Origin of the sequence: Halomonas sp. AOP13-D3-9, from assembly GCF_052379125.1 — a bacterium.
Taxonomy (GTDB): Bacteria; Pseudomonadota; Gammaproteobacteria; order Pseudomonadales; family Halomonadaceae; genus Vreelandella.
The window spans coordinates 24,364-46,069 of record NZ_JBQSYH010000028.1 but is presented as its reverse complement, the minus strand read 5'-3'; the positions used below and the strand labels follow the sequence as shown (position 1 = coordinate 46,069).

The following is a 21,706-nucleotide window of genomic DNA, read 5'->3' as shown; positions in this document are numbered from 1 at the left end:
CTCTTACTCACTCCGCAGATTTCTTCAGTGCCAGCAAAGCACCTAAAAAATCCCGTCGGCTCCCTCTCGCACTTCAGAGATCGCATTATTGCCGCACTGGATCTCGCGGTCACTGGCATTTAACGCCGCGCTTTGCGGCTGCTTTGTAGCGCCAGCGGAAAAGCAGTTCGCTAACAACACCTTGTTACAATTTGCCACAATTGTGGCGCCTTTCTACAATTTAGCCAAATCTACGTTGGAGGTACAGATGGCTACTAACAGCATTCGCTTAGATCAAAACCTTATTGAAAAGGCCACGATTATAGCCAAAGCGCTTAATCGAACTCCTCCCAAGCAAATAGAGCACTGGGCGAAAATCGGCGAGATGATGGAAGATAACCCCGACTTACCCTATGAGTTTGTGAGGCAGGCCATCATCGCGCAGGCCGAACGGGATGCCGGAAAACTGGAGGCCTACGATTTTGGTTAAGGCCACGAGTGTATTACAAACCCCTACATTCAAAAAAGCGGTAAAGAAACTCAAGCCCAACCAGAAACAGGATCTTGATTTGGCCGTTAAGGAGCTTATGACCAACCCTAGCATCGGAGAACAAAAGAAAGGTAATTTGGCCTTTCTACGAGTCCATAAGTTCAAAATGAATAAGCAGTTCACACTGCTGGGTTACAGCTTTGACGATGGCGCTCTTGTCCTTGAATTGATGGCCCTGGCTCACACGAAAATTTCTACCGCGATCTCAAACGGAAGAAGTGACGTTGTAACGCCTAAGCGCATCGGTGGTCTTGTTGTAGCGGAACGGAGACATAACAATCCGTGTGACGCGCATTGTTATGGTCATTATTCCCTAAGCTCAACCTTTCTCCCATCAGGATCTCGAACGATGCAAACCTGTTTGCCATTGGATTCTTGCTGGGTTGCAGTTGCCATCTGGGAGAGAACCTGCGGTATGTGCTTTACCGAAAAACCAACTCTGGTATTTCCTACCGTCTCGTTCTCCGCCAAGGGATAAAGCTCAAATACGAAACCGGCATTTTGCGACGAATAGTGCGAAGGCCCGCCCCCGTGTTTTTCCTTGACGAAGGTAAACCCTAGTAGTTCATAAAACTGCTTACTCGTCTCCAATTCTTTGCACCGCAGGACAAGGAGATTAAGTTTCATAGCCCACCCGAAAACCATAACAGTTTATTTCTAAGCATGCGTATTTTTCTAGAAAGCCTAACACCATAAAAAACCTTCAAGGTATTGATAGAAATAAAAAAACCAATCTCCACTGCAACGCTTGCTAGAAAAATGCGCAAGCTCATAATCATTTCTGACTATCTTTTCGCATTGCCTGTAAACATGAACAGATTCTTCACAATTCACTGCTTTAAATTGGTTTTATAATAAATGCCAGAAAATTTGAGCACGCCTTTTGCTGAGCGTACCAGAAAAACACGCACCACAGACTCAAAATACTTCATATAATAGAACATATGCCTAAGCTCATGAGTTATCAAAATAGCCAGCAGCCCGCTCCTGAATTAGACCTCCCTGGGCACCACCCTTCCGCCAATAACACCTGTCGAATAACCCTTGCCCTGGATCAATAATCCACTCTCTGGATCTCGTTACACTTGCTTCATCGTTAAGCGGCTATCGAATAGCCACCCAACTTTTCAACGAGTCGTTTGAAGCTGACTGTTTTAACACCAGGAGTGACCCCATGCGTAAAGCCGCCCTGCCTACCCTACTTGTAACCACTGTTGCCGCTGCGGCAATCATGACCAGCAGCCAGGCATTCGCCTATGGCGCTGGCGACTTTTTCACCCGCGTCGGTGTGGCCAAAGTCGCCCCTAAAAGCGACAACGGTTCACTGGCCAACGGTGCATTGTCCGTGGATGTACAGGATAAAACCGATTTCGCGTTCACCTTGGGCTATCGCTTCCACGATAAAGTTGGTGTGGAACTGCTGGCGGCGTTACCGTTCGAGCACGATATTCATTTGAACGACGCTAATATCGCTTCCACCAAGCATCTACCGCCGACCTTAACGCTGCAGTACTACCCGCTGGGTGGCACTCAGTCCCGCGTACAGCCTTATGTCGGTGCGGGCATTAACTACACCCACTTCTCCGATGAAGAGCTGACGATTGGTGATTTAGACCTGGATGATTCCTGGGGTGCAGCGGGCCAGGTAGGCGTTGATCTACTGATTGATGATCACTGGGCGCTGAACGCCGCGGCTTGGTACATCGATATCGATACCGATGCCAGCGTTAATGGTGCGGGAGTTGGTACCGTTGAGATCGATCCTCTTGTGGTCATGGCAGGCCTCAGTTACCGCTTCTAAGCCGCCTGCAAAACCGCTAGCGGATGTTATCCACAAAGCCTGCCTCACGGCGGGCTTTGTGCGTTTAGTGGTATGCCGCTTTAAGTGCTTTCAGTGACGATTTGGTCGACCTTCTCTACCGCACGCACAATCAGCAGTTGGTGGTGGGCGGGTGTTTTTTCCTGCTGCAAGTAGGCTGCCACGGCGGGGGCTACCTCGCATTTAGCGGGCATGGCGGCACGCGCATCCATCAGGGCATTCAAGCGGGCAATAAACACAAAGCGTATCCATTGCGGCAGCGACATGGTGTCGATGCAAAACGGCTGCTGGCTGGCAAATGCCTCTGCATCGGGTGTTGGCATGCGCCATAGATCGGCGGCTTTCATCGACGCTTCTAGCTCTAAAAGCGCTGTCTGCAGCGGTTGGTAAGTACTCATAAAGTCGCTTGTCACTACCTTGAGAAATGAATAAGTGTATCGTCTACCCATTATCCCCACTCAGCGAGCGCCTTGCCAACTATCAACGCTTGCGAGAAGTTATCCATAGACTCACAGAAAACCTGCACGAGCCTGTGGATAAACTATGGAAAGGTGTCGCAGCGCCTGCTCTCATGGGGCTTTGGCAAAGTTGATTAATTTTTAACCGCATTGTCATTAATGCTAATGCCTTAAGGCACTGTCATTAACACCATGTTTTATCAGTCACTGCGGCTGACAGTGCCACATCAGCAAGGTAGAGTGCAGGCTTGCAACGCGGAAGGATGTCATGCAACCGATTCAAACCCTTGATGAGTTTTTTACCCGCAGCGGCGGCGAGGTTTCCCTTTACCATATGGGGCGCCATGTCGTGCCCTGCCCACGGGAGTCACTGGCGACTTTTGAAAGTGGCGAAATGGCCTGGCCAGAACCCTGGCAAGGCCAAGCGCGCTTAGCCATTGTGTTTCGGCTTGGCGATATGCCCGAACCGGCTATCTGGTTCTTAGCCTTGCCGTTGGATGAGCAGGGCATGATAGCCCCCGCCCAGCGCGATGCGTTTTTAAACCGGCTGCTGGAAACACTGGGGCGCGCGGTTTCTAACGTGGGTCGTGAAGAAACAGCGGACGTAGATCACTTAATGAAGGATAATCCCCTCGCCTTCACGCCTAGCGTCACTTTCCAAGCCATGCTCAATGCCCGTGCTACCCACGAGAGGGGGCTGTCGGCCAGCCAACATTTTGAGCCGGTTGAGGCCTACTTGAGTGGCCAACAAACGATTGATTGGCAGGCGCTGGGATTACAAGGGATTGCCGATTACGTCGTTCGTATGGAAACGCTTGACGCTGATTCGTTGGCGCCGCGTCTGCCTGAACTACCCACCGCCGTTATCCACTCCTTGTGCTACTGTTTAGAGCACCAGCCATTGCCACAGGCGTTAGTCGACGCACTGCAGCGTCGCGGCGAAGCCGCCGCACAAGCGGGCGACATTGAAACCCTGTGTGCCTGTCTGCGCGCAGTGGGTAATACGGACGCATCAGCGGTGGGCGATTGGTATACGGCCTTACTCAATGACACCGCGGCCTGTGTGCCGGATGTTCTGGCGGCCATCGCCGGTCGTGGCTGGGGCTATTTGGAAGACGCGCAGCGCCTGCCGCTTTTTCTGCAACGCTTAGCGGAAGAAGAGCGTAGCGACTTTGCCGCCGTGGTACGTGATATTGCGTTAATACCCAGGCTACGCTTACCGGTCATGATGGCACTGCGGGATGCGCCTACTGGCTCCCCTATTCAACGCCGTTTGACCCTGATGATGTCACAGAGGAATGCTTGATCCGATGTTGTCACTTTTAATTGCAAGGAGTGAGCCGTGAAGGAATTACCCTATCAGGCCAAAGCGGTCATTGGCCGCCGCGAGATGGTGACGCTACCTGAGCTAGGGCTTCACCTATGCTGCAAAGCAGACACCGGCGCACGCACTTCTGCGCTGCATGCAGAAGAGATAGAGACACATGAAGACGAACATGGTCAACTGTGGGTAAGTTTTATTACTCACAGCGGTGGCCCGGAGACGCCGGCCCACCGCTACAGTTTGCACTTGCATGACCGGCGCCAGGTCACCAGCTCCAACGGTCATAGCGAGTGGCGTTATGTGATACGTACTCCCATGCAGATGGGCGATTTGAATTTTCCTGTTGAACTGTCGCTTACTGACCGCAGCAATATGCGTCACCCGATGCTACTAGGACGCCGCGCCATGCGCCGCCTGCTGGTTGCTCCGGGTGCTGCATTTTTGCACGGTGAGCCTTAACCCCTTATTAGTCGCCTTAATCTAGGCTCGGAGTCTTCTATATGCATATCGCTCTGCTGTCACGTAATCGCAATTTGTACTCTACCCGCCGCTTGGTTGAAGCCGCAGAGCAGCGTGGGCACACCGCCCGCGTGGTGGACACGCTGCGCTGCTATATGAGCATTACCTCGCACCACCCTTCGATTCACTATAAAGGCCAAGAGATTGAGCCTTTCGATGCGGTGATTCCGCGCATTGGTGCCTCCGTCACCTTTTACGGCTGCGCGCTGTTGCGTCAGTTTGAAATGATGGGCACCTACGTTATCAACGATAACGTCTCTATTACCCGCTCACGGGATAAGCTGCGCTCACTGCAGTTGCTGTCGCGCAAAGGGTTGGGGTTGCCGATTACCGGCTTTGCCCACTCACCCGACGATATTCCTGATCTGATCACCATGGTCAAAGGAGCACCGCTGGTCATCAAGCTGCTTGAAGGCACCCAGGGGATTGGCGTGGTATTGGCGGAGACTAACCAGGCCGCAGAATCGGTGATTCAGGCGTTCATGGGCATGAAAGCCAATATCATGGTGCAGGAGTACATCAAAGAGGCGCGTGGCGCCGATATTCGCTGCTTTGTGATCGGCGATAAGGTCGTCGCCTCAATGAAGCGTCAGGCGGCGGATGGCGAGTTCCGCTCGAATCTACACCGCGGTGGCTCGGCCAGCGTGATCCGGATCACCCCTGAAGAGCGTTCAACGGCTATTCGCGCCGCCAAGGCCATGGGCCTGCGCGTCGCCGGTGTCGACTTGCTGCGCTCTAATCACGGCCCGGTGATCATGGAGGTCAATTCTTCGCCTGGTTTGTTCGGCATTGAGAACGCCACCGGCAAGGATATTGCGGGAATGATCATTGAGCATATTGAAAGAAACGCCACGCCAGCCCGTAAAGCGCCGCCCAAGCCTAAAGGCTAAGGCAAGATTGTAAAAATAATCCGATTCAGGGGTGGCAAATCGTCGCTGTCACCCCCACAATCTGCGTCACCGAAGGAGGTAGACGCTCATGTTTCTCGATAATCGCCAAGTGGCGATGGACAGCGTATTGGAAGCGCTGGCCGATAGCATTGATTATTTCCAAGACAATATTGAACGCCTGCGCCCCTCGCTGCGTGACGCTTTAAAGCCGCATTACACAGCACGGCTTAAGCAGATGCGCCAGTTGCAGGATCTTGCCCGTGCGCATCTAAAAATGCTGCCCAGGGACGCGGACGTTGAGCGCGATGATTTTTTATGGCTGTGGAGTCGCCTAAAAAGCTTCGTCGGCAACGATAGCCAAGTATTGATCAATGAGCTATTGGAGCAAGAGCGGGTGTTAATGCAGGCGCTCTCCTCGCTGTATACCCACCCACTACCCGATCCGATCGAACCGGTGGTAGAGGAGTGTATGCAGGGGTGCCGTAAGCTTATCCGCGAGCTTTATGCGCTGCAAAAGCGCAAAACGCACCGTTAAGGGGCTGCAAAGCGCTCGTTTAGCGAAGGCAGGATAAGATCGATGGGCGCCCGCCTAGGTAACTCGATGGGCTCGGGCGTACCGAGAAAATAGGGCTCCCTCCCCCATACATAGAGATCTCCCAGGGTGGCCACACGCGCTGCCCATTCGCGTAGCTTTAAACGCCACCCCACGGTTACCGTAGGGTCATCTGCCACGCAGCCAGTGACGTCGATACCTAGCGCACGACCAATATAGACCGCGCGGGGAAGATGCCAGCTCTGGGTGATCAGCAGGGCTTTCTCAAGTTGAAAGACATCCCGGGCACGCGCCAGCGTGTCATAGGTGCTAAAGCCCGCAAAATCCATGGTCAACTGCTCAGGCGCGACCCCACGTCGATACAGCTCACGCCACATTGCCCGTGGCTCGTTATACGCCTGAGTACGATTATCCCCTGAAAGCAACAGATGCTCGACCTGGGACTGTTCAATTAAGGTAGCAGCGGTTCGCATACGCGCATGGAAGTGCGGGTTTCGTCCCCCTCTGCGCGTCCAATGAGACGTGCCAAAGACAATCCCCACCTCTGCCGGGCGGCACTGCTGTGGCTGACGCTCAATATAAGCCGCAGTCGTCGCGAGCACCCAAAAATTACCACCTATAAACAGCAATGTCGCCAGCAGCAATAGTGCTCCTAGCGACATTAATAAACGCTTTAGCCATATTAACAAAACGTTATGCATCCAGCTCCCCAGCCGGGATTAGAACATGCCGAGTTCAAGCTTGGCCTCGTCACTCATCATGTCACGGCTCCAGGGTGGGCTGAAGACTATTTCGGTGTGCACTTTGCTGATCTGCGGCGCACCGAGAATCTTATTGCGCGCATCCGCCGCGATCACATCGCCCATCCCACAGCCGGGCGCCGTTAACGTCATGCGAATAGTGACCATCCGCTCACCACTGATTAAACGCTCAATGCGGCAGCCGTAGACCAAGCCCAGGTCAACGATATTAACCGGGATCTCTGGGTCAAAGCAGGTACGTAGCTGCTCCCACACGAACTGTTCTATGTCTTCCTCGGTAGCCGTTTCGGGCAGCGTAGGACGTGGTAGCGACTCAAGCCCCAAGGCATCCAGATTGCGCCCCTCTACCAAGTAGAGGCGCCCTTCAAAACCGACGCTTACCGTACTGCCTTTCGCCTGCATAACGCTAACAACGCTATCTTCAGCCAGTGTTTCCGTACTGCCAAACGGAATGGCAATGGCTTCCACATCGCGCTGGAGCGGTAACTGTTGGCCACGTTCCAGACTGGCAACTTGCTCAAGATCCATAACTGTCCTTAAATGACGATTCTTAAAGAACCGACCTTAACGCACCATACCAATGACACGTTGGAGTGCTTCTACAAAGCGATCCACTTCATCAAGGGTATTATACGCCGCAAATGAAGCACGGCACGTCGCGTCGACCCCGAAATGATGCAACAAGGGTTGCGCGCAGTGGTGACCGGTACGAATAGCGACGCCAAGCTGATCGATCAGTAGACCGATATCCTGGGAGTGGGCACCCTCAACGATAAAAGAGAGCACTGCCGCTTTATTTGGCGCCGTGCCTAGAATACGCAGGCCATCAATTTTACCCACCGCCTGGGTCACGTGGTTCAGCAGCTGGCCTTCCCAGGCTCCGATCGCCGCTATGCCAGTGCTCTCCATCCACTCCAGGGCGCGGCCCAGGGCGATCACCTCCGCGATAGCGGGCGTGCCCGCTTCAAACTTATGCGGAATAGCAGCAAAGGTGGTGCCCGCATCAAAAGAGACGGTGCTGATCATCTCGCCACCGCCCTGCCAGGGTGGCATGGCTTCAAGCAGTGCCTGCTTGCCGTAAAGCACGCCTACGCCGGTCGGCCCATACACTTTATGGCCTGAGAAAGCATAGAAGTCGGCATCGATGGCCTGCACATCAACCACTTGGTGCGGTGCTGCCTGAGCGCCATCGATCAGAATCAGCGCGCCCTGCTGGTGGGCAAGGGTTGCCATCTCTTGCACCGGGTTAACGGTACCCAACGCATTGGAGACATGGTTAACCGCCACCAGCTTGGTGCGCTCACTCAGCAGCTCGCGGTAAGCGGACATATCCAACGCGCCGTTGGCCTCAACGGGAATCACCTTAATGGTAAAGCCAATCTCGGCGGCCAGCAGTTGCCAGGGCACAATATTGGAGTGATGCTCCAACATCGAAATCAGCACTTCATCGCCAGGCGCTAGATTTGCGCGCCCCCAGCTATGAACAACCAAATTAATAGCTTCCGTGGTGCCGCGGGTAAAGATGATCTGACGCGCATCTTCCGCATTAAGAAACGCCTTAACCTGTTGGCGCGTGCCTTCAAACGCCGCCGTCGCCTCATCGGCGAGGGTATGCAGCCCGCGGTGAATATTGGCGTTATAGCGCGAGTAGTAATCGCTAAACACATCAATCACCTGCTGAGGTGTCTGGCTAGTGGCCGCATTGTCTAAATAGATTAGCGGCTTGCCGTGCACCTCACGGCTCAGCACCGGGAAGTCCTGACGTAGGCGCATAACATCAAAGGTCGCTTGCGCAGGGCTCGCTTGCTCAGGGCTGGGCGTTGGCTCAATAACGGGATGTGACATCAGACGCTCCTGATTGGGTAGTGGCGCTAGTCGTTAAGTGAGACAGCCGCTTCGACAAGCCCGGCAAGATTGAAGCGCTCTGGCAGCTTGCCAGCAACCGCTAATTCAACGCGCTCGGCAATCTCATCCAGAGTAACTTTGTCCAACACCTCGCCAGCAAAAGCGAGCGTGAGCAGCCCACGGGCAGTGGCTTCATCGATACCGCGCGTACGCAGCGCGTAGATTGCCTCTTCGTCTAACTGACCCGTGGTGGTGCCGTGTGAGCACTTGACGTCATCCGCATAGATCTCAAGCTCCGGCTTGGCATCAATGTGGGCGCGATCCGATAGCAGTAGGTTTTGGTTGCTCTGAAAACCTTCAATCTTCTGGCTATCGCGCTTGACGTAAACTTTGCCGTTAAACACCCCGTGGGCGCGGTCATCCAGAATGCCCTTGTAGTTCTCATTGGAGAACGTCAGCGGCGCATTGTGGTTGACCTTGGTGTGGTTGTCGACGTGCTGGCGACCCTGGCCAAAGAACAGCCCCAGGAAGTTGGTTTCCGCACCCTGGCCGTTCAAATCGCTGATCAGGTCGTTGCGCACCAGCGCGCCGCCCAGGCTCAGGTTGTAGGAGGTGTAGCGGGTATCGCGGGCTTGCTCCACGTGAATGCTAGCCACGTGCATATCGCCCAGCGGCGCTTCTTGCAGCTTGTAGTGGGCCAGGATCGCGCCACGGTCAAGCATTAGCTCACCCACCACGTTGGTGAAGTTAGTCGCTTCGCTTTCGCCGGTATAGTGCTCGATCAGCGTCGCTTCGCTGCGCCCGCCTGCTTCTACCAATACACGCGGGTGGCACATTACTGGCTGGCCCGCACGGGACAGAAACTGCAGCAGGATGGGTTTATCAACCACGGTTCCCGGGGCAATGCGAACCACGGCGCCCTCTTCCATAAACGCCGTGTTGAGCGCGGCGAAGGGCGAGAAATCAACCCCGGTTAAGCGCCCCAGCGGGCCACCCACGGCTTCGTGGTTCTCTGCTAGCGCCTTGGAGAGCGGTAACACCTGAACGCTCGAAGGTAATGAATCCACATCCGAGAGCGCCGATGAGAAAACGCCATCCACAAACGTCAGCCGGTAAGCATCAATCGGCAGCGTTAGCGCCGCGGCACTGGCCGGTGAGAACTCGGCGTTGTCGGCGAGGGCAAAGTTGCCCTGGGCGATTGAGCGCACATCGGTGTATTTCCACTCTTCATCACGGCGAGTAGGAAAACCCAGCGCTTCAAAACGCGCAGCACCCGCTTGACGACGCGCGGCGATCCAGGTGGGTTCCGCCGTGTAGTTCGAGCTGCGCGCCTTCAGCGTATCTAAAAAGGTTTGCGTATCGCTCATGCCACAGACTCCTCAATACCTTCGTACCCGTTGGCTTCCAGCTGTTTGGCCAGCTCGGCGTCGCCGGTTTTAACAATACGGCCATCGACCAGGACGTGAACCTTGTCCGGCACGATGTAATCCAGCAGCCGCTGGTAGTGAGTGACCAGCAGAATGGCGCGGTCTTCAGCGCGTAGGCTGTTAACACCATCGGCGACCACTTTCATGGCGTCGATATCCAGGCCGGAATCGATCTCATCCAGCATCGCAAGCTTCGGCTGAAGCACCAGCATTTGCAGGATCTCGTTGCGCTTTTTCTCGCCGCCGGAGAAACCTTCGTTAACGGCGCGCTGGAGGAAGCTGGCGTCCATTTTCATATAGCCCAGCTTCTCTTTGACCAGCTTCATAAACTCCGGCGCGGGCATTTCGCCTTCGCCGCGGGCTACCCGCTGGGCATTAAGCGCTGATTTCAGCAGGTAGATGTTTTTAACCCCTGGAATCTCCACCGGGTACTGGAAACCCAGCAGCAAGCCGGCCTGGGCGCGCTCTTCAATCTCCATCTCCAGCACGTCTTTGCCTTCAAAGGTAATCGTGCCCTGTGTGACTTCGTAGCCATCTTTACCGGCAATCACCGCGGATAGAGTCGATTTACCCGCGCCGTTCGGCCCCATAATGGCGTGCACTTCACCCGCCTTGATGGTCAGGGTCAGGCCTTTGAGGATTTCATTACCTTCGACGGAGACGTGTAAATCATTCACTTGCAACATATTGATTACCTTCTGATTCTGGCGAGTCGCCACGGCGACACTACTATAATTAAGTGGAATAAATAACCAGCGGTTTAGCCGACCGCGCCTTCCAGGGTCACGTTGAGCAGTGCTTCTGCTTCAACGGCGAACTCCATGGGTAGCTCTTGGAAGACGTCTTTACAGAAACCGTTAACGATCATGCTGACAGCGTCTTCTTCCGAGATACCGCGGCTCTGGCAGTAGAACAACTGGTCTTCACCGATTTTCGAGGTGGTCGCCTCGTGCTCAATGGTCGCCGTGCTGTTGCCAATTTCCTGATAAGGGAAGGTATGCGCACCGCACTTATCACCGATTAGCAGGGAGTCGCACTGGGTAAAGTTACGCGCCCCTTTCGCCCGCGGGCCGATTTTCACCAGGCCACGGTAGGATTGGTCACTCCTGCCCGCTGAGATACCTTTGGCGACAATATACGAACGCGTGCCTTCGCCAATGTGAATCATCTTGGTGCCGGTATCGGCCTGCTGACGTCCATTGGTAACGGCGACGGAGTAGAACTCGCCGATACTGTCTTTGCCGCGCAGTACGCAGGAGGGGTACTTCCAGGTAATCGCCGAGCCGGTCTCCACCTGGGTCCAGCTAATCCGTGAACGGTCGCCGCGGCAGTCGCCACGCTTGGTCACAAAGTTGTAGATACCACCGACGCCATTCTCGTCACCGGGGTACCAGTTCTGCACGGTGGAGTACTTGATGTAAGCGTCGTCTAAGGCGACAAGCTCGACCACGGCGGCGTGGAGCTGGTTCTCGTCGCGCATCGGCGCGGTACAGCCTTCCAGGTAAGAGACCTGGGCACGGCTTTCGCAAATAATTAGCGTGCGCTCAAACTGGCCGGTGTTGGCCGCGTTAATCCGGAAGTACGTAGACAGCTCCATCGGGCAGGTCACGCCTTCCGGCACAAACACAAAGGAGCCATCGGTAAACACCGCTGAGTTCAGTGCGGCAAAGTAGTTGTCCGCCACGGGGACCACGGTGCCCAAGTACTGCTTGATCAGTTCCGGGTAGTCGCGAATAGCTTCAGAAATCGAGCAGAAAATAACGCCCGCTTCGCCCAGTTGCTTCTTAAAGGTAGTGGCGACAGAAACGGAGTCAAACACCGCATCTACCGCAACGCCTGCCAGTGCTGCACGCTCATGCAGAGGAATACCCAATTTTTCATAGGTTTCCAGCAGCTTGGGATCAACTTCATCCAGGCTCTGAGGACGGTCTTCCGGGCGTTTCGGCGCACTAAAATAGGAGATCGATTGATAATCAATCGGAGGATAGTCGAGATGCGCCCAGGAAGGGGCTTTCATCTTCAGCCACTGGCGGTAGGCATCCAGACGCCACTCAAGCATCCACTCCGGCTCGCCCTTCTTTTTGGAGATAAAGGCGATGGTGTTTTCATCCAGGCCAGGTGGCAGGGTGTCGCTCTCAATATCGGTTACAAAGCCATCTTTGTATTCGCGACGAACCAACTGTTCCATTTCTTCGCTTGCCATGGTGATACCCTCCGGGCAGTTGGGTGGCGAGGTCATCGCCTTTAATAATAAATAGGGCCTGCTGTGCTTGCGCCGCTGTTAGGCAGACGCTGCCGACAGGCTGATCGTTTGAATAGGCAGCTGTACTGGCAGCTTAATCGGCGCTGTATCGGCCAGATGCGCCAGCGTTACGCTCTCTAGCAGCGTACGCATGGCCAATGAGACCCGCTGCCAGTTGTCGGCCACACCGCAGGTAGCCACAAGCTCACAATCACCTTCTGCTTGGCTGCACTCGGTCATGGCGACAGGGCCTTCAATTGCCGCAATAATATCGGCGGCGGTAATCTGCGATGCAGGCCGGGCAAGGCGGTAACCGCCTTGGGCGCCACGCTGGGAAACCAGCAGCCCTGCCCGCACCAGCATTTTGAGCGTCTTACTCACCGTCGGATGGGGCAACTGCACGGCCTCAGCTAACTCTGTCGCTGCATGCGACGCCTGGGGGTGGCGGGCAATTTGCGCCATGACCACCGCGGCATAGTCTGTCAGCCGAGAAAGCTTAAGCATGTCGACTCCCTTTATGTCATCAGTACGCAGCGAATCAAATGGTCACCACGTCAATTGAGTACCATTTTAGTCCTGTATAAATTTGATGTGAAGCCCTAGAGCAAAATGGATAGCAATTTACGCATAATATCGGCACGTTCGCCGCTAATCGCATCAAAAACAACAATCATTATCATTTAAAAAAGCTATCACTTCTGCATTTATTGCTTTGCATTGACTAGTCGTCTCTGCTAGCGTCGAGGCGTATTAGGTGCCCCTACTGTATGGTGCATCGCGATATTTGGATGAGGTGGACTATGGATGCAGCAGTTAACAACATGGTAAATGCAACGCTGGATATGAGGCATGCACAAGCCGTCCAAGAGGCGCAGTTCAGCGTTTTTAAAGAAGCGCTAGATGGTCAAGCTGCGCAGATAACGGCACTAATGGACGGCGCTGTAGAGGCTCAGTTGGCCACAAGCGGCAGCGTTGGCACTCAGATTAATACCACTGCGTAACGAATCTGACGGTAGATAAGCAAATAGCCCCCTGACTAACGCCAGGGGGCTATTTTTTCGGCTATCTGTACGGGTTTTAAGTTTTAAGCTTTCTTAACAAACTCAGATTTAAGCTTCATTGGGCCGATACCGTCAATTTTACAATCGATATCGTGATCGCCGTCCACCAAGCGAATACTTTTCACTTTGGTGCCTACTTTAACCACCAGTGAACTGCCTTTAACCTTCAAATCCTTGATCACCGTGACGCTATCGCCGTCAGCTAACATATTGCCATTGGCGTCGCGTACGCCTGATGCGTCATCTGTGCCCTCCTCTTCTGCCACCTTTGACCACTCGTGGCCGCACTCTGGGCAGACATACTGAAGACCATCGTCGTAGCTAAACTCAGAGGCACAGGCAGGACAGTTAGGCAGATCACTCATCAGAAGGCTCCATCACCAACAGTAAGAAAGCGATGGAGCCTACACGGATTACGCAAAATGTCCAGCCAACTGCCAGATCAATCCCGCTGGTAAGTGCCGACCAAGCGGTTCATACCCAACAAATTCGGTTCAACCTCTTTGAGTAGCTCAGCCAGCGTAAGTCCTTCAGGCAGCGAGGTTTGGTGATCCAGCGCCAGCACCCAAAAGTAGTAAAGATGCTTACCATGCCCTTCTGGAGGCATCGGGCCACAATAACCTGTACCGCCTTTATCATTAGCGCCGACGGTGCCCGCAGCGCTCTTTTCGGCTAATTCCTGAAGATCGCCAGGCAGGTTATAAAGCACCCAGTGGACAAAGCCGTAGCTGCCTTCCTTGACCAGTGGTGCGTCAGGATCGTGACAGATCACCGCAAACCCCTTGGCTCCTTCAGGCGCGCCCTGCCAAGCAAGCGCTGGCGAAACATCTTCGCCCTCCCCTGTGTGCTTAGCAGGGATCGCTTGATGGTCAGCAAACGCCGAGCTGGTAACCTTCATTGATGAAAGTGCAAATGCCATGCTTTTATCTCCTTGGTTTATCTGATGAGTATTTCGCACAAAGTCTAGGCTTTGTACGAACACTTTTTTGTACGAAAACTAGGTGGGCCACCGGCCTTGTTTCTTCAAGCGGCGCTTAACCCAACTATCATAAAGCGCTCGCAGTCCTGATTTAATGCCCGGCAGGCCAATGATCCAGGCGACCGGCACCAGTAAGGGGATACGCGCCATTAACAGGCGGTAAGCATCAATACCTTCAATCAGTTGGCCCTGCGCGGTTTCGACATGTAGAGATCGCAGCGCCGTGTCAGGGTCAACGCCCTTTTTCCTCAATGCCTGATGATGTTCGCTCACATCTAGCCAGCCAATGTCATCTGCGTGGCGGCCCGACCAGCGCTCATAGCGGCGCCGCTCTTGCCGGCATAGCGGGCACTGGGCATCGTAAAAGACATTGATCGATGGCTCATTGGGCATATAGGCTCTCTACTTAGCGTCACTGAAGCAGTGTGGCATTTTCAACGTTGGGTGCAACCTTTCTGATATTGACCGCTTATTCAGGCAACTGTTATGACATCTGAGTTCAAAAAACAGCTATTGGTTGTGGCCCACGCCCCTTCAGCAAATACGCAATCTCTACGCGAGGCTGCGAACAGAGGCGCTTGCCATCTTGATCTCGAACAGATGCACTGCGTGGTCAAGGCTCCCTTGGAAGCAGGCCCAGACGATGTGCTGGCCTGCGATGCCATTCTGCTCGGCACCACGGAAAACCTGGGCTATATGAGCGGCGCGCTCAAGGATTTTTTTGATCGCAGCTACTACTCTGTGCTTGAAGAGAAGCAGGGACTGCCCTGCGCGCTTTATATCCGCGCCGGCCATGATGGCACTGGCACCCAGCGCGCAGTGGAAAGCATCATTACCGGCCTGCGTTGGCGGTGGGTACAGCCACCGCTCATTTTGCGCGGCGAGTGGCAGCCTTCGTTTGCAGATCAAGTAGAAGAACTCAGTATGACCCTGGCGTTTAGTGTTGAGAGTGGCATTGTTTGAAATGTGACATTGTATAACGCTGCCTAGCCTGCCTTACTGTAGCTAAGCATTTCGTGCCCGTTGTGCGATTAAAAGACGGCAGCGCCTTGCTTACATTACTGCGGTGACTCAACGCACATACACTAGGTAGCCATTATGCATAACGTCATTGCCTTCTATGATGATCGCGTTCTCGCTCACGAGCCCAACATTGATGCCGACTTTTTACCCCAACGGATCGATAAGCGCATTCGACACCTGCTGGCAGGGCTACCGGTGCCGTGGAAATATCCCGAACATCCCGGCCGTCTGAAAGCCATTCAACAACTGCTCGAGCGAGCACCCATTGCGGGGCTGCAAACTGAAGGGGGCAAAGCGGCCACCCATGAACAACTCGCCCGGGTGCATACCACCTCTTATCTAAGCGATATTTTCAGTTTGCGCGGCAAAAATGCCTGGTTGGATGTCGACACCACGGCGGTCTCACCGGGCAGCGTAGATGCTGCAGAAGTCGCCGCAGGAACGGCCATTGCCGCGGTAGAAGCGGTAATGGAGAAGCGTACTAAAAGCGCCTTTGCCCTCGTTCGGCCACCGGGTCACCACGCAGAACCCGTTCGGGCTCGCGGCTTCTGCTTATTCAATAACGTTGCGGTGGCAGCGGCCCATGCACGCAGCGCGCTGGGCTGCGAACGAGTACTGATCGTCGATTGGGACGCCCACCACGGCAACGGCACCCAGGATATCTTTTGGGCAGAGCCCGACGTGATGTTCTTTGATATACACCGCGCCGCGCCCTTCTACCCTGGCTCAGGTCACTTGGAAGAAGTGGGCGCTGGTTTAGCTGAAGGCACCACCATCAACGTACCGTTACCGGCGGGCGCTGGCGATGAGGCATTTCTAAAGGCATTTCGCGATATCCTCGCCCCGGCTGCGGCGTGGTTTAAGCCCGATATTATTTTAGTTTCCGCCGGCTTTGACCCGCACTGGCACGATTTAGCGCTGAATGTTTCCTATGAAGGGTTTGGCGCGCTAACCGGTTTTTTACAGCAGCTAGCTGAACAGCATTGCGATGGTCGTTTGGTGTTCGTATTAGAGGGCGGCTACAACCTGGAGTCCCTGGCCAATGGCACTAGAGCGGTACTCTCCGTGCTGGCAGGCAACACGGTGCCGGTACCTGATACCTGCGGTATTGCGGAAGTCCAAGCCGCGGCGGATTTCCACCGCACGGCGTTTCAATCTGAATAGTCACTCTTTAAGCCCTCCGCTACTTAACAGCACATAACGGCACCGCAAGGGTACCGTTATGTGTGTTGCCATGCCACGCAGGCGATATCCAACATTCGACACATCAAGCGATTCACCAATACATGATGTCAAGTGGATGTAATGCCCGTGAAATTAAGGAAGGACTCAATATTGGGTTCTGTAACCATTTCCACCGTGCGCTTTACAGTAGCGCTCACTCGAACAACCATTCGCCGTCAAGTGTTGTTAACGGTAAGCTGACGCAAACAATTGACTATATGCGTATTCTCCTGGTGGCCGGATACCTCATCAAGGGCAGAATTCAGGAAATTGTCATAGTCTTTTCCAGCCTCGGCCTGTATCTGACAGCCACGATTAGTAATGACAGTATAAACGCCACGCTTATCGTTTGGACAGACATCTCGAAACGTATACCCGTTTCGCTCCATGCGTTCGACCAAACGCGTCACAGAACTCTGATTCAATCCTAGCTTCAGGGCCAGCTCTTGCATACGTAGCTCGGCATCGGGTGCTATTGAGAGCAATTGCAATGCTCTGTACTCGGTAAGTCCGAGCCCATGCTCCCTTTGCAACGCTTTGGCAACCTGACTCTCTACCGACTCAAAGACATTCCTCAATTGCTGCCAAACTACAGACTGGGGGATCATAGCGGTTCTCATCTAGGCAAGTGACGGCATTGTCACCCTTCTTTCTGCAATACTTGTGCATGCATATATTAGCCAAGATTTGGGCAATTTTTCAACCACAGCGTTTTACACAGTTACCCACCGAGCAATATTTACAACAGCTAACCACCCATTTTTCCTGTCGCACCCCCACTCATACTTCATATTTATTCCGTCCAATTGTCGCTAACCCCGCCTCTTCTCAGAAAGCGGCACTAAATATTCAAAATATTTGCATGCACAAGCATGTTGACATCGAAGGGCATCCTGCTATCCTTATGATGCTTGCACATACAAACATATTATCAAGTATCTTCAAGAACGGGCCACACGATGAAATTACCCTTACTACTCATCTCGGTTACTACCATCCAACATCTCAACGATGTCGATATCTGCACAGACGCGACAGGTTGGGCTTATGCCCCATGCTGGTCGCGGATAGAACGATTTAAATCGACACTGGCAAATCTCACCCTGAACACTGGCATGACAGTTAACACCTATAAAATGGTCGAAAATCAGAGACCAACCGCTGACCTTGTCAATATAGCCTCGCGAGATTTAACCTGGATAAAAACCATCTTATTGTTTCGAGTGATTCAGTTTCCGATATTGCAATGGCTAGCAGAACTAAAGCCAACTCAGTTGGAGTGCAATGGAGAGACTAAACAAACTTAGGCTTTGCATGGACAAATTTCATCAATATTTCGAAAAGTTGGGAAGGCCTAACTAATCAGCTGGATAAATTCTTTATGCATACCACAGGAGGTTGGGATGAACACTATAAATAATCATAGCGAGACATTAAGAAAAAAATCAAAAATTATCCTTTTAATCATTTCATTTGCACAATTTATAATTGCGCTTGATTACTCCATTGTATATATAGCCCTACCAAGTATTGCTGAAAGTTTCGAACTCAGCCCCGCCATTGGGCAATGGATAGTAACATCATACGGATTATTGTTCGCTGGATTTTTACTTCTAGGTGGAAGATTAAGTGACCGTTATGGTGATGGTAAAGTATTTATCATATCAACATCGGCGTTTGGTATTGCATCGTTATTAGGCGGCTTATCATACAATGCAGAGCTGCTATTGCTTTCACGAGGAATTCAGGGGTTAAGCGCAGCCGCTATGCAACCAGCTATAATTTCGTTGATTTCAAGCCACTTCAAGGAAGGTGATGAGCGAACGAAATCTCTATCAATATGGGGAGCAGTAGGAGCCTCTGGTCTCGTCATGGGGGTTGTATTTGGAGGTATTTTCACAGAGATTTCATGGCGTATCATTTTCCTTATCAATGTCCCGCTAATTGTAGTCTGCATCATTTTTGGAAAAAAATACTTAAAAAACCATAGCATTGAGAAATCAAGCTCCATACCCGTCGCTTCCTCTATTATTGGAACGACGATGGTACTTAGCCTAGTGCTATCAATGACACTTTTTGCTGAGAACCAGAACCCCAATCTAAATATTCTCACTTTCGCTACTGCAGGGTTAGTCCTTTTGTTCTTTTTGACAGAGAAACATTCAAATCGTCCACTTATTGATCGCAACATTAGAAGCATACCTAATCTGCGTATTGGATGTGCCGCGAGTGCATTATACATGGCTGGAGTGGGCACTGAATTTTATGCAGTAACTACTTCACTCCAAAGCTTGCATGGAATGTCTCCATTGTCGACTTCAGTAATGTTCTTGCCTCTCTCAATTTTCATTATAATCGGCAACATTTTGGCTGGGAAATTAAGCAGCAAATACTCTTCAGGCAAAGTTCTTTTCTGGGGTTTCGGCACGGCATTCATTGGCATTCTCTTGATTGCTCACACCCTAGATCATAAAAATTGGTTATTTTACTTTGTAGCCGGACTGATTGTGAGCGGACTAGGCCATGGAATGATTTATACGTCAAAATTTGCTTTGGGTATTCGAGGGATACCAGAAAGCCAAAAAGGTGCCGCTAGTTCACTTATGGTGACTAGTCAGTATACCAGTGGCGCTATCGCGCTAGCCCTATTAGTCATCGTGTTGAACTCAAACGATGAAACTGAAGCTTTATCCTATCAGACGGGCTTTGTTTTACTTGCACTTTTTTGCATCATTGGGTGCGTAGTTTCATTATTCGATGATAAATTGAACGTTAAAGATTCTTAGATCGATGAAAAACAATCATTATCGCAAATTTCCGATAGCCTCATCGCCCACCCCAGGTTTGGCATCATAGTCATTCATAATGATCCTACCCCAGAGATAGACTCAGACTTGAGCCACAATTTAGTCACAAATACATGCATGTACAACCATAGGAAAATATATGGCAAAGCAAATCACCCTCTACACCGATTACGTCTGCCCGTATTGCCTTCTGGCGGAGCACTTCGTCGAAGAAGTGATCCAGGGACAGGACATCGGGATCACATGGCGACCCTACGAGCTGCGGCCCGCACCGGTAGCGACTCTGCGCGTCGAAGATCCTTATTTGCCACAGGTCTGGAAGCAGTCTGTCTATCCAATGGCCAAGCGCTTAGGGGTGCCGATTAAGTTACCGGCTATCTCGCCTCAGCCACGTACCGACAAAGCATTTGAAGTTTTCGCCATGGCAGACGAGCGAGATTTGGGTCATGCGTTTTCGATGCGCGCTTTAAAAGCTTTCTTCCAGGAGGAGAAAGATATCAGCAACCCGGAAGTACTTGCCGATCTGGGGGCAGAGGTAGGCCTCGAGCGGAAGTCTGTACTTACCGTACTGGCCAAGGGTACCTACAGGGAGCGTCATCGCGAGGCCTTACGTCATGCCCAGGAAGACATGGCCATCACGTCCGTGCCCACCATTGTAGTTGGCACGCAGGTTTTCCGTGGTGTGCCGTCACTGGAAGCGCTGCGCCAGGCCATCGATCAGTTCACGACCGAAACCGACCACGAGCAGCAACCCGACACCTCGGACGCAGGTAATGCCTGCTAGTCCATGACAACCGGGCTAAACACACGCTTCAACACCCCAGGAGTAAACATCATGATCAGTTGGCTATATCTCGGCATCGCCGTCCTTTTTGAAATTGCCGTCGCCTTCTCGGCAGGGAACGCACAGGGGTTCACACGCCTATGGTGGACCATCGCCACCCTTGTCAGCGGGGCAATCGCCACTTTCTTCCTCAGCCTCGCTCTGCTTGAGTTCGATGTCGGGGTAGGTTACGCCATTTGGACATCTGCCGCAGGTGCCGGGATCGTCATCCTGGGGGCGATATTCTTCCAGGAACGGCTCAACCTGAGAAAACTGTCGGGTATTGCCATGGTTATTGGCGGTGTTATCGGGCTTCGGCTGAGTGGCGCAGCGTAAGGACACATCAAGCAGTGACCGCAATCGCGGTACCAATGAAATCAGCACTAAACCAAAGGGAAACGACATGACTAACCAATCCAAGCCCCAAGCCAATAACGGGCGTGCATGGATCGCGCTACTGCTCGCCAGCACTTTCGAAATCGTTTATGCCTTGAGCGTCGCCGGTAGCGAAGCCTTTAGCGTTCTGAGTTGGTCGATATCAGCTATCGTCTTCTTCCTGCTCACGCTGTATGCCCTAAGCGTCGCCCTGAAAACAATTGATGTCGGCATTGGCTATGCCGTATGGGCAGGCATCGGCTCAATAGGTGCGGTCGTGTTTGGCAGCATTTTGTTCGATCAATCATTCACATTGGTTCAGGGATTCTGGCTTACCGTCATTATTGCTGGTGTTATCTGGCTGAAACTGGCCAGCAGTGAAAAACTGCAAACCGATGAGCCAAGTACCTTATCGTCTTAAACACATAAAAACTCCCGAAAGGGCAAGCTGCCGTCATCCGCTTGTCCTTTCAGGGATTTTCCACTAAGTCGGGGGGACAAGTGATGCCCATTAGCCCTACTGTACGCTTCTCGAAGCTTATGGAAGAGGTGGTTACCTACTCCTGTGAGCATGTTCGCAATGGCGGCATACCTTTCACTGCCTTTGTCGTCGATGCCGCCGGAACGGTTCTGGGGCATGGCGTAAACCGCGTTCTTGAACATAATGATCCGACCGCCCATGCGGAGGTCGAGGCCATCAGAGACGCGTGTCGTAACATCGGCGTCAGCCAATTGCGTGCGAAGACGCTCCTGGCGTCGGGCGAGCCCTGTGCCATGTGCTACTTGAACGCACTGTTTGCAGGTATCAACGAGGTGATTTATGCGGTCGATCGCGATGGCGCCGCCAAGGCGGGCTTCGATTACCGCGGCTCCTACCAGATGCTGGCGCATTTCCCCGACCAATGGCCGATGAAGGTACACAAGCACGCCACCACTCAGGCACTTGAGCCGTTCAACCTTTGGAGAAGAAAAAGGAGTTTGCAGTGAGTGTCCCACTAGACCTGGTTCAGGCCGGGAAACTGCCTCACCCTGTTACGCTGAGAGAAT

Annotated in this window: 28 protein-coding genes and 1 pseudogene; 16 read left to right on the top strand and 13 right to left on the bottom strand. The window is 52.8% G+C overall.

All coding sequences use genetic code 11. From position 1 onward, the window contains the following. The 3 genes and pseudogenes from ACT3UM_RS23190 to ACT3UM_RS23180 form a co-directional block, all read left to right on the top strand. Positions 1-123: CcdB family protein (locus ACT3UM_RS23190; protein ID WP_498902368.1), on the top strand; the 123-nt coding region annotated here is incomplete at its 5' end. Positions 124-247: 124 nt separating this feature from the next. Then, on the top strand, positions 248-469 hold the full coding sequence (locus ACT3UM_RS23185) for a TA system antitoxin ParD family protein (protein ID WP_007113097.1): 222 nt from the start codon (positions 248-250) through the stop codon (positions 467-469). Continuing rightward, positions 462-751 (top strand): annotated as a pseudogene (locus tag ACT3UM_RS23180) (type II toxin-antitoxin system RelE/ParE family toxin). Before ACT3UM_RS23185 ends, ACT3UM_RS23180 begins: the two are co-directional and overlap by 8 nt. An 84-nt stretch (positions 752-835) precedes the next feature. Here ACT3UM_RS23180 and ACT3UM_RS23175 read toward each other — a convergent pair. Further along, positions 836-1,156: a VOC family protein gene (locus ACT3UM_RS23175; protein ID WP_498902367.1), complete on the bottom strand. Its 321-nt coding sequence runs from the start codon at positions 1,154-1,156 to the stop codon at positions 836-838. Between the two features lie 547 nt (positions 1,157-1,703). On the opposite strand from ACT3UM_RS23175, the gene ACT3UM_RS23170 reads away from it, so the two are divergent. Continuing rightward, entirely contained in the window at positions 1,704-2,330 is a 627-nt protein-coding gene (locus ACT3UM_RS23170) for an OmpW/AlkL family protein (RefSeq protein ID WP_498902366.1), read from the top strand. Positions 2,331-2,410: 80 nt separating this feature from the next. On the opposite strand, the gene ACT3UM_RS23165 is transcribed toward ACT3UM_RS23170, so the two are convergent. Continuing rightward, the gene (locus ACT3UM_RS23165) at positions 2,411-2,746 is read right to left on the bottom strand and encodes a YqcC family protein (protein WP_022522982.1); all 336 of its coding nucleotides are present in this window, start codon (positions 2,744-2,746) and stop codon (positions 2,411-2,413) included. Between the two features lie 328 nt (positions 2,747-3,074). Between ACT3UM_RS23165 and ACT3UM_RS23160 the strand changes: the two genes are divergently transcribed. The 4 genes from ACT3UM_RS23160 (at position 3,075) to ACT3UM_RS23145 (ending at position 6,074) form a co-directional block, all read left to right on the top strand. Beyond that, entirely contained in the window at positions 3,075-4,112 is a 1,038-nt protein-coding gene (locus tag ACT3UM_RS23160; RefSeq protein ID WP_498902365.1) for a DUF3549 family protein, read from the top strand. Between the two features lie 36 nt (positions 4,113-4,148). Continuing rightward, positions 4,149-4,589 (top strand): ATP-dependent zinc protease family protein, encoded by a 441-nt coding sequence (locus ACT3UM_RS23155; protein WP_498902364.1) that lies wholly within the window; start codon positions 4,149-4,151, stop codon positions 4,587-4,589. A gap of 41 nt (positions 4,590-4,630) precedes the next feature. After that, on the top strand, positions 4,631-5,539 hold the full coding sequence (gene rimK, locus ACT3UM_RS23150) for a 30S ribosomal protein S6--L-glutamate ligase (protein ID WP_035580267.1): 909 nt from the start codon (positions 4,631-4,633) through the stop codon (positions 5,537-5,539). An 88-nt stretch (positions 5,540-5,627) separates the two neighbouring features. Further along, the gene (locus tag ACT3UM_RS23145; protein ID WP_035580270.1) at positions 5,628-6,074 is read left to right on the top strand and encodes a hypothetical protein; all 447 of its coding nucleotides are present in this window, start codon (positions 5,628-5,630) and stop codon (positions 6,072-6,074) included. On the opposite strand, the gene ACT3UM_RS23140 is transcribed toward ACT3UM_RS23145, so the two are convergent. From ACT3UM_RS23140 to ACT3UM_RS23110, 7 genes are all read right to left on the bottom strand, one after another. After that, positions 6,071-6,793: a SanA/YdcF family protein gene (locus tag ACT3UM_RS23140; RefSeq protein ID WP_498902363.1), complete on the bottom strand. Its 723-nt coding sequence runs from the start codon at positions 6,791-6,793 to the stop codon at positions 6,071-6,073. The two genes, ACT3UM_RS23145 and ACT3UM_RS23140, sit on opposite strands and share 4 nt — an antisense overlap. A gap of 18 nt (positions 6,794-6,811) precedes the next feature. Next, positions 6,812-7,381 (bottom strand): putative Fe-S cluster assembly protein SufT, encoded by a 570-nt coding sequence (sufT, locus tag ACT3UM_RS23135; protein ID WP_498902362.1) that lies wholly within the window; start codon positions 7,379-7,381, stop codon positions 6,812-6,814. 36 nt (positions 7,382-7,417) lie between these two features. Next, positions 7,418-8,698 (bottom strand): cysteine desulfurase, encoded by a 1,281-nt coding sequence (locus ACT3UM_RS23130; protein WP_498902361.1) that lies wholly within the window; start codon positions 8,696-8,698, stop codon positions 7,418-7,420. A 26-nt stretch (positions 8,699-8,724) separates the two neighbouring features. Beyond that, the gene (gene sufD / locus ACT3UM_RS23125; protein ID WP_498902360.1) at positions 8,725-10,065 is read right to left on the bottom strand and encodes a Fe-S cluster assembly protein SufD; all 1,341 of its coding nucleotides are present in this window, start codon (positions 10,063-10,065) and stop codon (positions 8,725-8,727) included. Continuing rightward, entirely contained in the window at positions 10,062-10,811 is a 750-nt protein-coding gene (gene sufC, locus ACT3UM_RS23120; RefSeq protein ID WP_308323654.1) for a Fe-S cluster assembly ATPase SufC, read from the bottom strand. Before sufC ends, sufD begins: the two co-directional genes overlap by 4 nt. Before the next feature lie 74 nt (positions 10,812-10,885). Continuing rightward, complete coding sequence (gene sufB / locus ACT3UM_RS23115) at positions 10,886-12,328, bottom strand: Fe-S cluster assembly protein SufB (protein WP_035580285.1); 1,443 nt, start codon at positions 12,326-12,328, stop codon at positions 10,886-10,888. 78 nt (positions 12,329-12,406) lie between these two features. After that, positions 12,407-12,871, bottom strand: a complete 465-nt coding sequence (locus ACT3UM_RS23110) for an SUF system Fe-S cluster assembly regulator (protein ID WP_035580287.1) — start codon at positions 12,869-12,871, stop codon at positions 12,407-12,409. Between the two features lie 296 nt (positions 12,872-13,167). Here ACT3UM_RS23110 and ACT3UM_RS23105 point away from each other — a divergent pair, with 296 nt between their 5' ends. Further along, complete coding sequence (locus ACT3UM_RS23105; RefSeq protein WP_498902359.1) at positions 13,168-13,368, top strand: putative motility protein; 201 nt, start codon at positions 13,168-13,170, stop codon at positions 13,366-13,368. Positions 13,369-13,451: 83 nt separating this feature from the next. Here the strand turns inward: ACT3UM_RS23105 and ACT3UM_RS23100 are convergent, their stop codons facing one another. From ACT3UM_RS23100 to ACT3UM_RS23090, 3 genes are all read right to left on the bottom strand, one after another. Further along, positions 13,452-13,793 (bottom strand): zinc ribbon domain-containing protein YjdM, encoded by a 342-nt coding sequence (locus ACT3UM_RS23100; protein WP_498902358.1) that lies wholly within the window; start codon positions 13,791-13,793, stop codon positions 13,452-13,454. A 77-nt stretch (positions 13,794-13,870) separates the two neighbouring features. Next, a complete protein-coding gene (locus ACT3UM_RS23095; protein WP_498902357.1) occupies positions 13,871-14,347 on the bottom strand; it encodes a YbhB/YbcL family Raf kinase inhibitor-like protein in 477 nt (158 codons plus the stop codon). 78 nt (positions 14,348-14,425) lie between these two features. Continuing rightward, positions 14,426-14,800 carry a thiol-disulfide oxidoreductase DCC family protein gene (locus ACT3UM_RS23090; protein ID WP_498902356.1) on the bottom strand — a complete coding sequence of 125 codons (375 nt, stop codon included), beginning with the start codon at positions 14,798-14,800 and terminating at the stop codon, positions 14,426-14,428. Between the two features lie 93 nt (positions 14,801-14,893). Here ACT3UM_RS23090 and ACT3UM_RS23085 point away from each other — a divergent pair, with 93 nt between their 5' ends. Further along, a complete protein-coding gene (locus ACT3UM_RS23085) occupies positions 14,894-15,370 on the top strand; it encodes a flavodoxin family protein (RefSeq protein WP_498902355.1) in 477 nt (158 codons plus the stop codon). Between the two features lie 135 nt (positions 15,371-15,505). Next, positions 15,506-16,594 carry a histone deacetylase family protein gene (locus ACT3UM_RS23080; RefSeq protein WP_498902354.1) on the top strand — a complete coding sequence of 363 codons (1,089 nt, stop codon included), beginning with the start codon at positions 15,506-15,508 and terminating at the stop codon, positions 16,592-16,594. Between the two features lie 236 nt (positions 16,595-16,830). Here the strand turns inward: ACT3UM_RS23080 and ACT3UM_RS23075 are convergent, their stop codons facing one another. Next, positions 16,831-17,262: a MarR family winged helix-turn-helix transcriptional regulator gene (locus ACT3UM_RS23075; protein ID WP_498902353.1), complete on the bottom strand. Its 432-nt coding sequence runs from the start codon at positions 17,260-17,262 to the stop codon at positions 16,831-16,833. A 795-nt stretch (positions 17,263-18,057) separates the two neighbouring features. Between ACT3UM_RS23075 and ACT3UM_RS23070 the strand changes: the two genes are divergently transcribed. The 5 genes from ACT3UM_RS23070 (at position 18,058) to ACT3UM_RS23050 (ending at position 21,646) form a co-directional block, all read left to right on the top strand. Then, a complete protein-coding gene (locus tag ACT3UM_RS23070) occupies positions 18,058-19,440 on the top strand; it encodes an MFS transporter (RefSeq protein WP_498902352.1) in 1,383 nt (460 codons plus the stop codon). Positions 19,441-19,600: 160 nt separating this feature from the next. Beyond that, positions 19,601-20,245, top strand: a complete 645-nt coding sequence (locus tag ACT3UM_RS23065; protein ID WP_498902351.1) for a DsbA family oxidoreductase — start codon at positions 19,601-19,603, stop codon at positions 20,243-20,245. Between the two features lie 51 nt (positions 20,246-20,296). Next, a complete protein-coding gene (locus ACT3UM_RS23060) occupies positions 20,297-20,620 on the top strand; it encodes a DMT family transporter (protein WP_498902350.1) in 324 nt (107 codons plus the stop codon). A gap of 67 nt (positions 20,621-20,687) precedes the next feature. After that, a complete protein-coding gene (locus ACT3UM_RS23055; RefSeq protein ID WP_498902349.1) occupies positions 20,688-21,080 on the top strand; it encodes a DMT family transporter in 393 nt (130 codons plus the stop codon). An 83-nt stretch (positions 21,081-21,163) separates the two neighbouring features. After that, on the top strand, positions 21,164-21,646 hold the full coding sequence (locus ACT3UM_RS23050) for a nucleoside deaminase (RefSeq protein ID WP_498902348.1): 483 nt from the start codon (positions 21,164-21,166) through the stop codon (positions 21,644-21,646). The last annotated feature ends 60 nt before the right edge of the window (positions 21,647-21,706 follow it).

Coding starts and splice junctions, on each gene's coding strand:
- ACT3UM_RS23110 (WP_035580287.1), bottom strand. CDS start 12,871: ATGCTTAAGCTTTCTCGGCTGACAGACTATGCCGCGGTGGTCATGGCG.
- ACT3UM_RS23055 (WP_498902349.1), top strand. CDS start 20,688: ATGACTAACCAATCCAAGCCCCAAGCCAATAACGGGCGTGCATGGATC.
- ACT3UM_RS23075 (WP_498902353.1), bottom strand. CDS start 17,262: ATGATCCCCCAGTCTGTAGTTTGGCAGCAATTGAGGAATGTCTTTGAG.
- ACT3UM_RS23170 (WP_498902366.1), top strand. CDS start 1,704: ATGCGTAAAGCCGCCCTGCCTACCCTACTTGTAACCACTGTTGCCGCT.
- ACT3UM_RS23175 (WP_498902367.1), bottom strand. CDS start 1,156: ATGAAACTTAATCTCCTTGTCCTGCGGTGCAAAGAATTGGAGACGAGT.
- sufB (WP_035580285.1), bottom strand. CDS start 12,328: ATGGCAAGCGAAGAAATGGAACAGTTGGTTCGTCGCGAATACAAAGAT.
- ACT3UM_RS23060 (WP_498902350.1), top strand. CDS start 20,297: ATGATCAGTTGGCTATATCTCGGCATCGCCGTCCTTTTTGAAATTGCC.
- ACT3UM_RS23050 (WP_498902348.1), top strand. CDS start 21,164: ATGCCCATTAGCCCTACTGTACGCTTCTCGAAGCTTATGGAAGAGGTG.
- ACT3UM_RS23100 (WP_498902358.1), bottom strand. CDS start 13,793: ATGAGTGATCTGCCTAACTGTCCTGCCTGTGCCTCTGAGTTTAGCTAC.
- rimK (WP_035580267.1), top strand. CDS start 4,631: ATGCATATCGCTCTGCTGTCACGTAATCGCAATTTGTACTCTACCCGC.
- ACT3UM_RS23105 (WP_498902359.1), top strand. CDS start 13,168: ATGGATGCAGCAGTTAACAACATGGTAAATGCAACGCTGGATATGAGG.
- ACT3UM_RS23070 (WP_498902352.1), top strand. CDS start 18,058: ATGAACACTATAAATAATCATAGCGAGACATTAAGAAAAAAATCAAAA.
- sufC (WP_308323654.1), bottom strand. CDS start 10,811: ATGTTGCAAGTGAATGATTTACACGTCTCCGTCGAAGGTAATGAAATC.
- ACT3UM_RS23145 (WP_035580270.1), top strand. CDS start 5,628: ATGTTTCTCGATAATCGCCAAGTGGCGATGGACAGCGTATTGGAAGCG.
- ACT3UM_RS23130 (WP_498902361.1), bottom strand. CDS start 8,698: ATGTCACATCCCGTTATTGAGCCAACGCCCAGCCCTGAGCAAGCGAGC.
- ACT3UM_RS23090 (WP_498902356.1), bottom strand. CDS start 14,800: ATGCCCAATGAGCCATCGATCAATGTCTTTTACGATGCCCAGTGCCCG.
- ACT3UM_RS23140 (WP_498902363.1), bottom strand. CDS start 6,793: ATGCATAACGTTTTGTTAATATGGCTAAAGCGTTTATTAATGTCGCTA.
- ACT3UM_RS23080 (WP_498902354.1), top strand. CDS start 15,506: ATGCATAACGTCATTGCCTTCTATGATGATCGCGTTCTCGCTCACGAG.
- sufT (WP_498902362.1), bottom strand. CDS start 7,381: ATGGATCTTGAGCAAGTTGCCAGTCTGGAACGTGGCCAACAGTTACCG.
- ACT3UM_RS23095 (WP_498902357.1), bottom strand. CDS start 14,347: ATGGCATTTGCACTTTCATCAATGAAGGTTACCAGCTCGGCGTTTGCT.
- ACT3UM_RS23160 (WP_498902365.1), top strand. CDS start 3,075: ATGCAACCGATTCAAACCCTTGATGAGTTTTTTACCCGCAGCGGCGGC.
- ACT3UM_RS23165 (WP_022522982.1), bottom strand. CDS start 2,746: ATGAGTACTTACCAACCGCTGCAGACAGCGCTTTTAGAGCTAGAAGCG.
- ACT3UM_RS23185 (WP_007113097.1), top strand. CDS start 248: ATGGCTACTAACAGCATTCGCTTAGATCAAAACCTTATTGAAAAGGCC.
- ACT3UM_RS23065 (WP_498902351.1), top strand. CDS start 19,601: ATGGCAAAGCAAATCACCCTCTACACCGATTACGTCTGCCCGTATTGC.
- sufD (WP_498902360.1), bottom strand. CDS start 10,065: ATGAGCGATACGCAAACCTTTTTAGATACGCTGAAGGCGCGCAGCTCG.
- ACT3UM_RS23085 (WP_498902355.1), top strand. CDS start 14,894: ATGACATCTGAGTTCAAAAAACAGCTATTGGTTGTGGCCCACGCCCCT.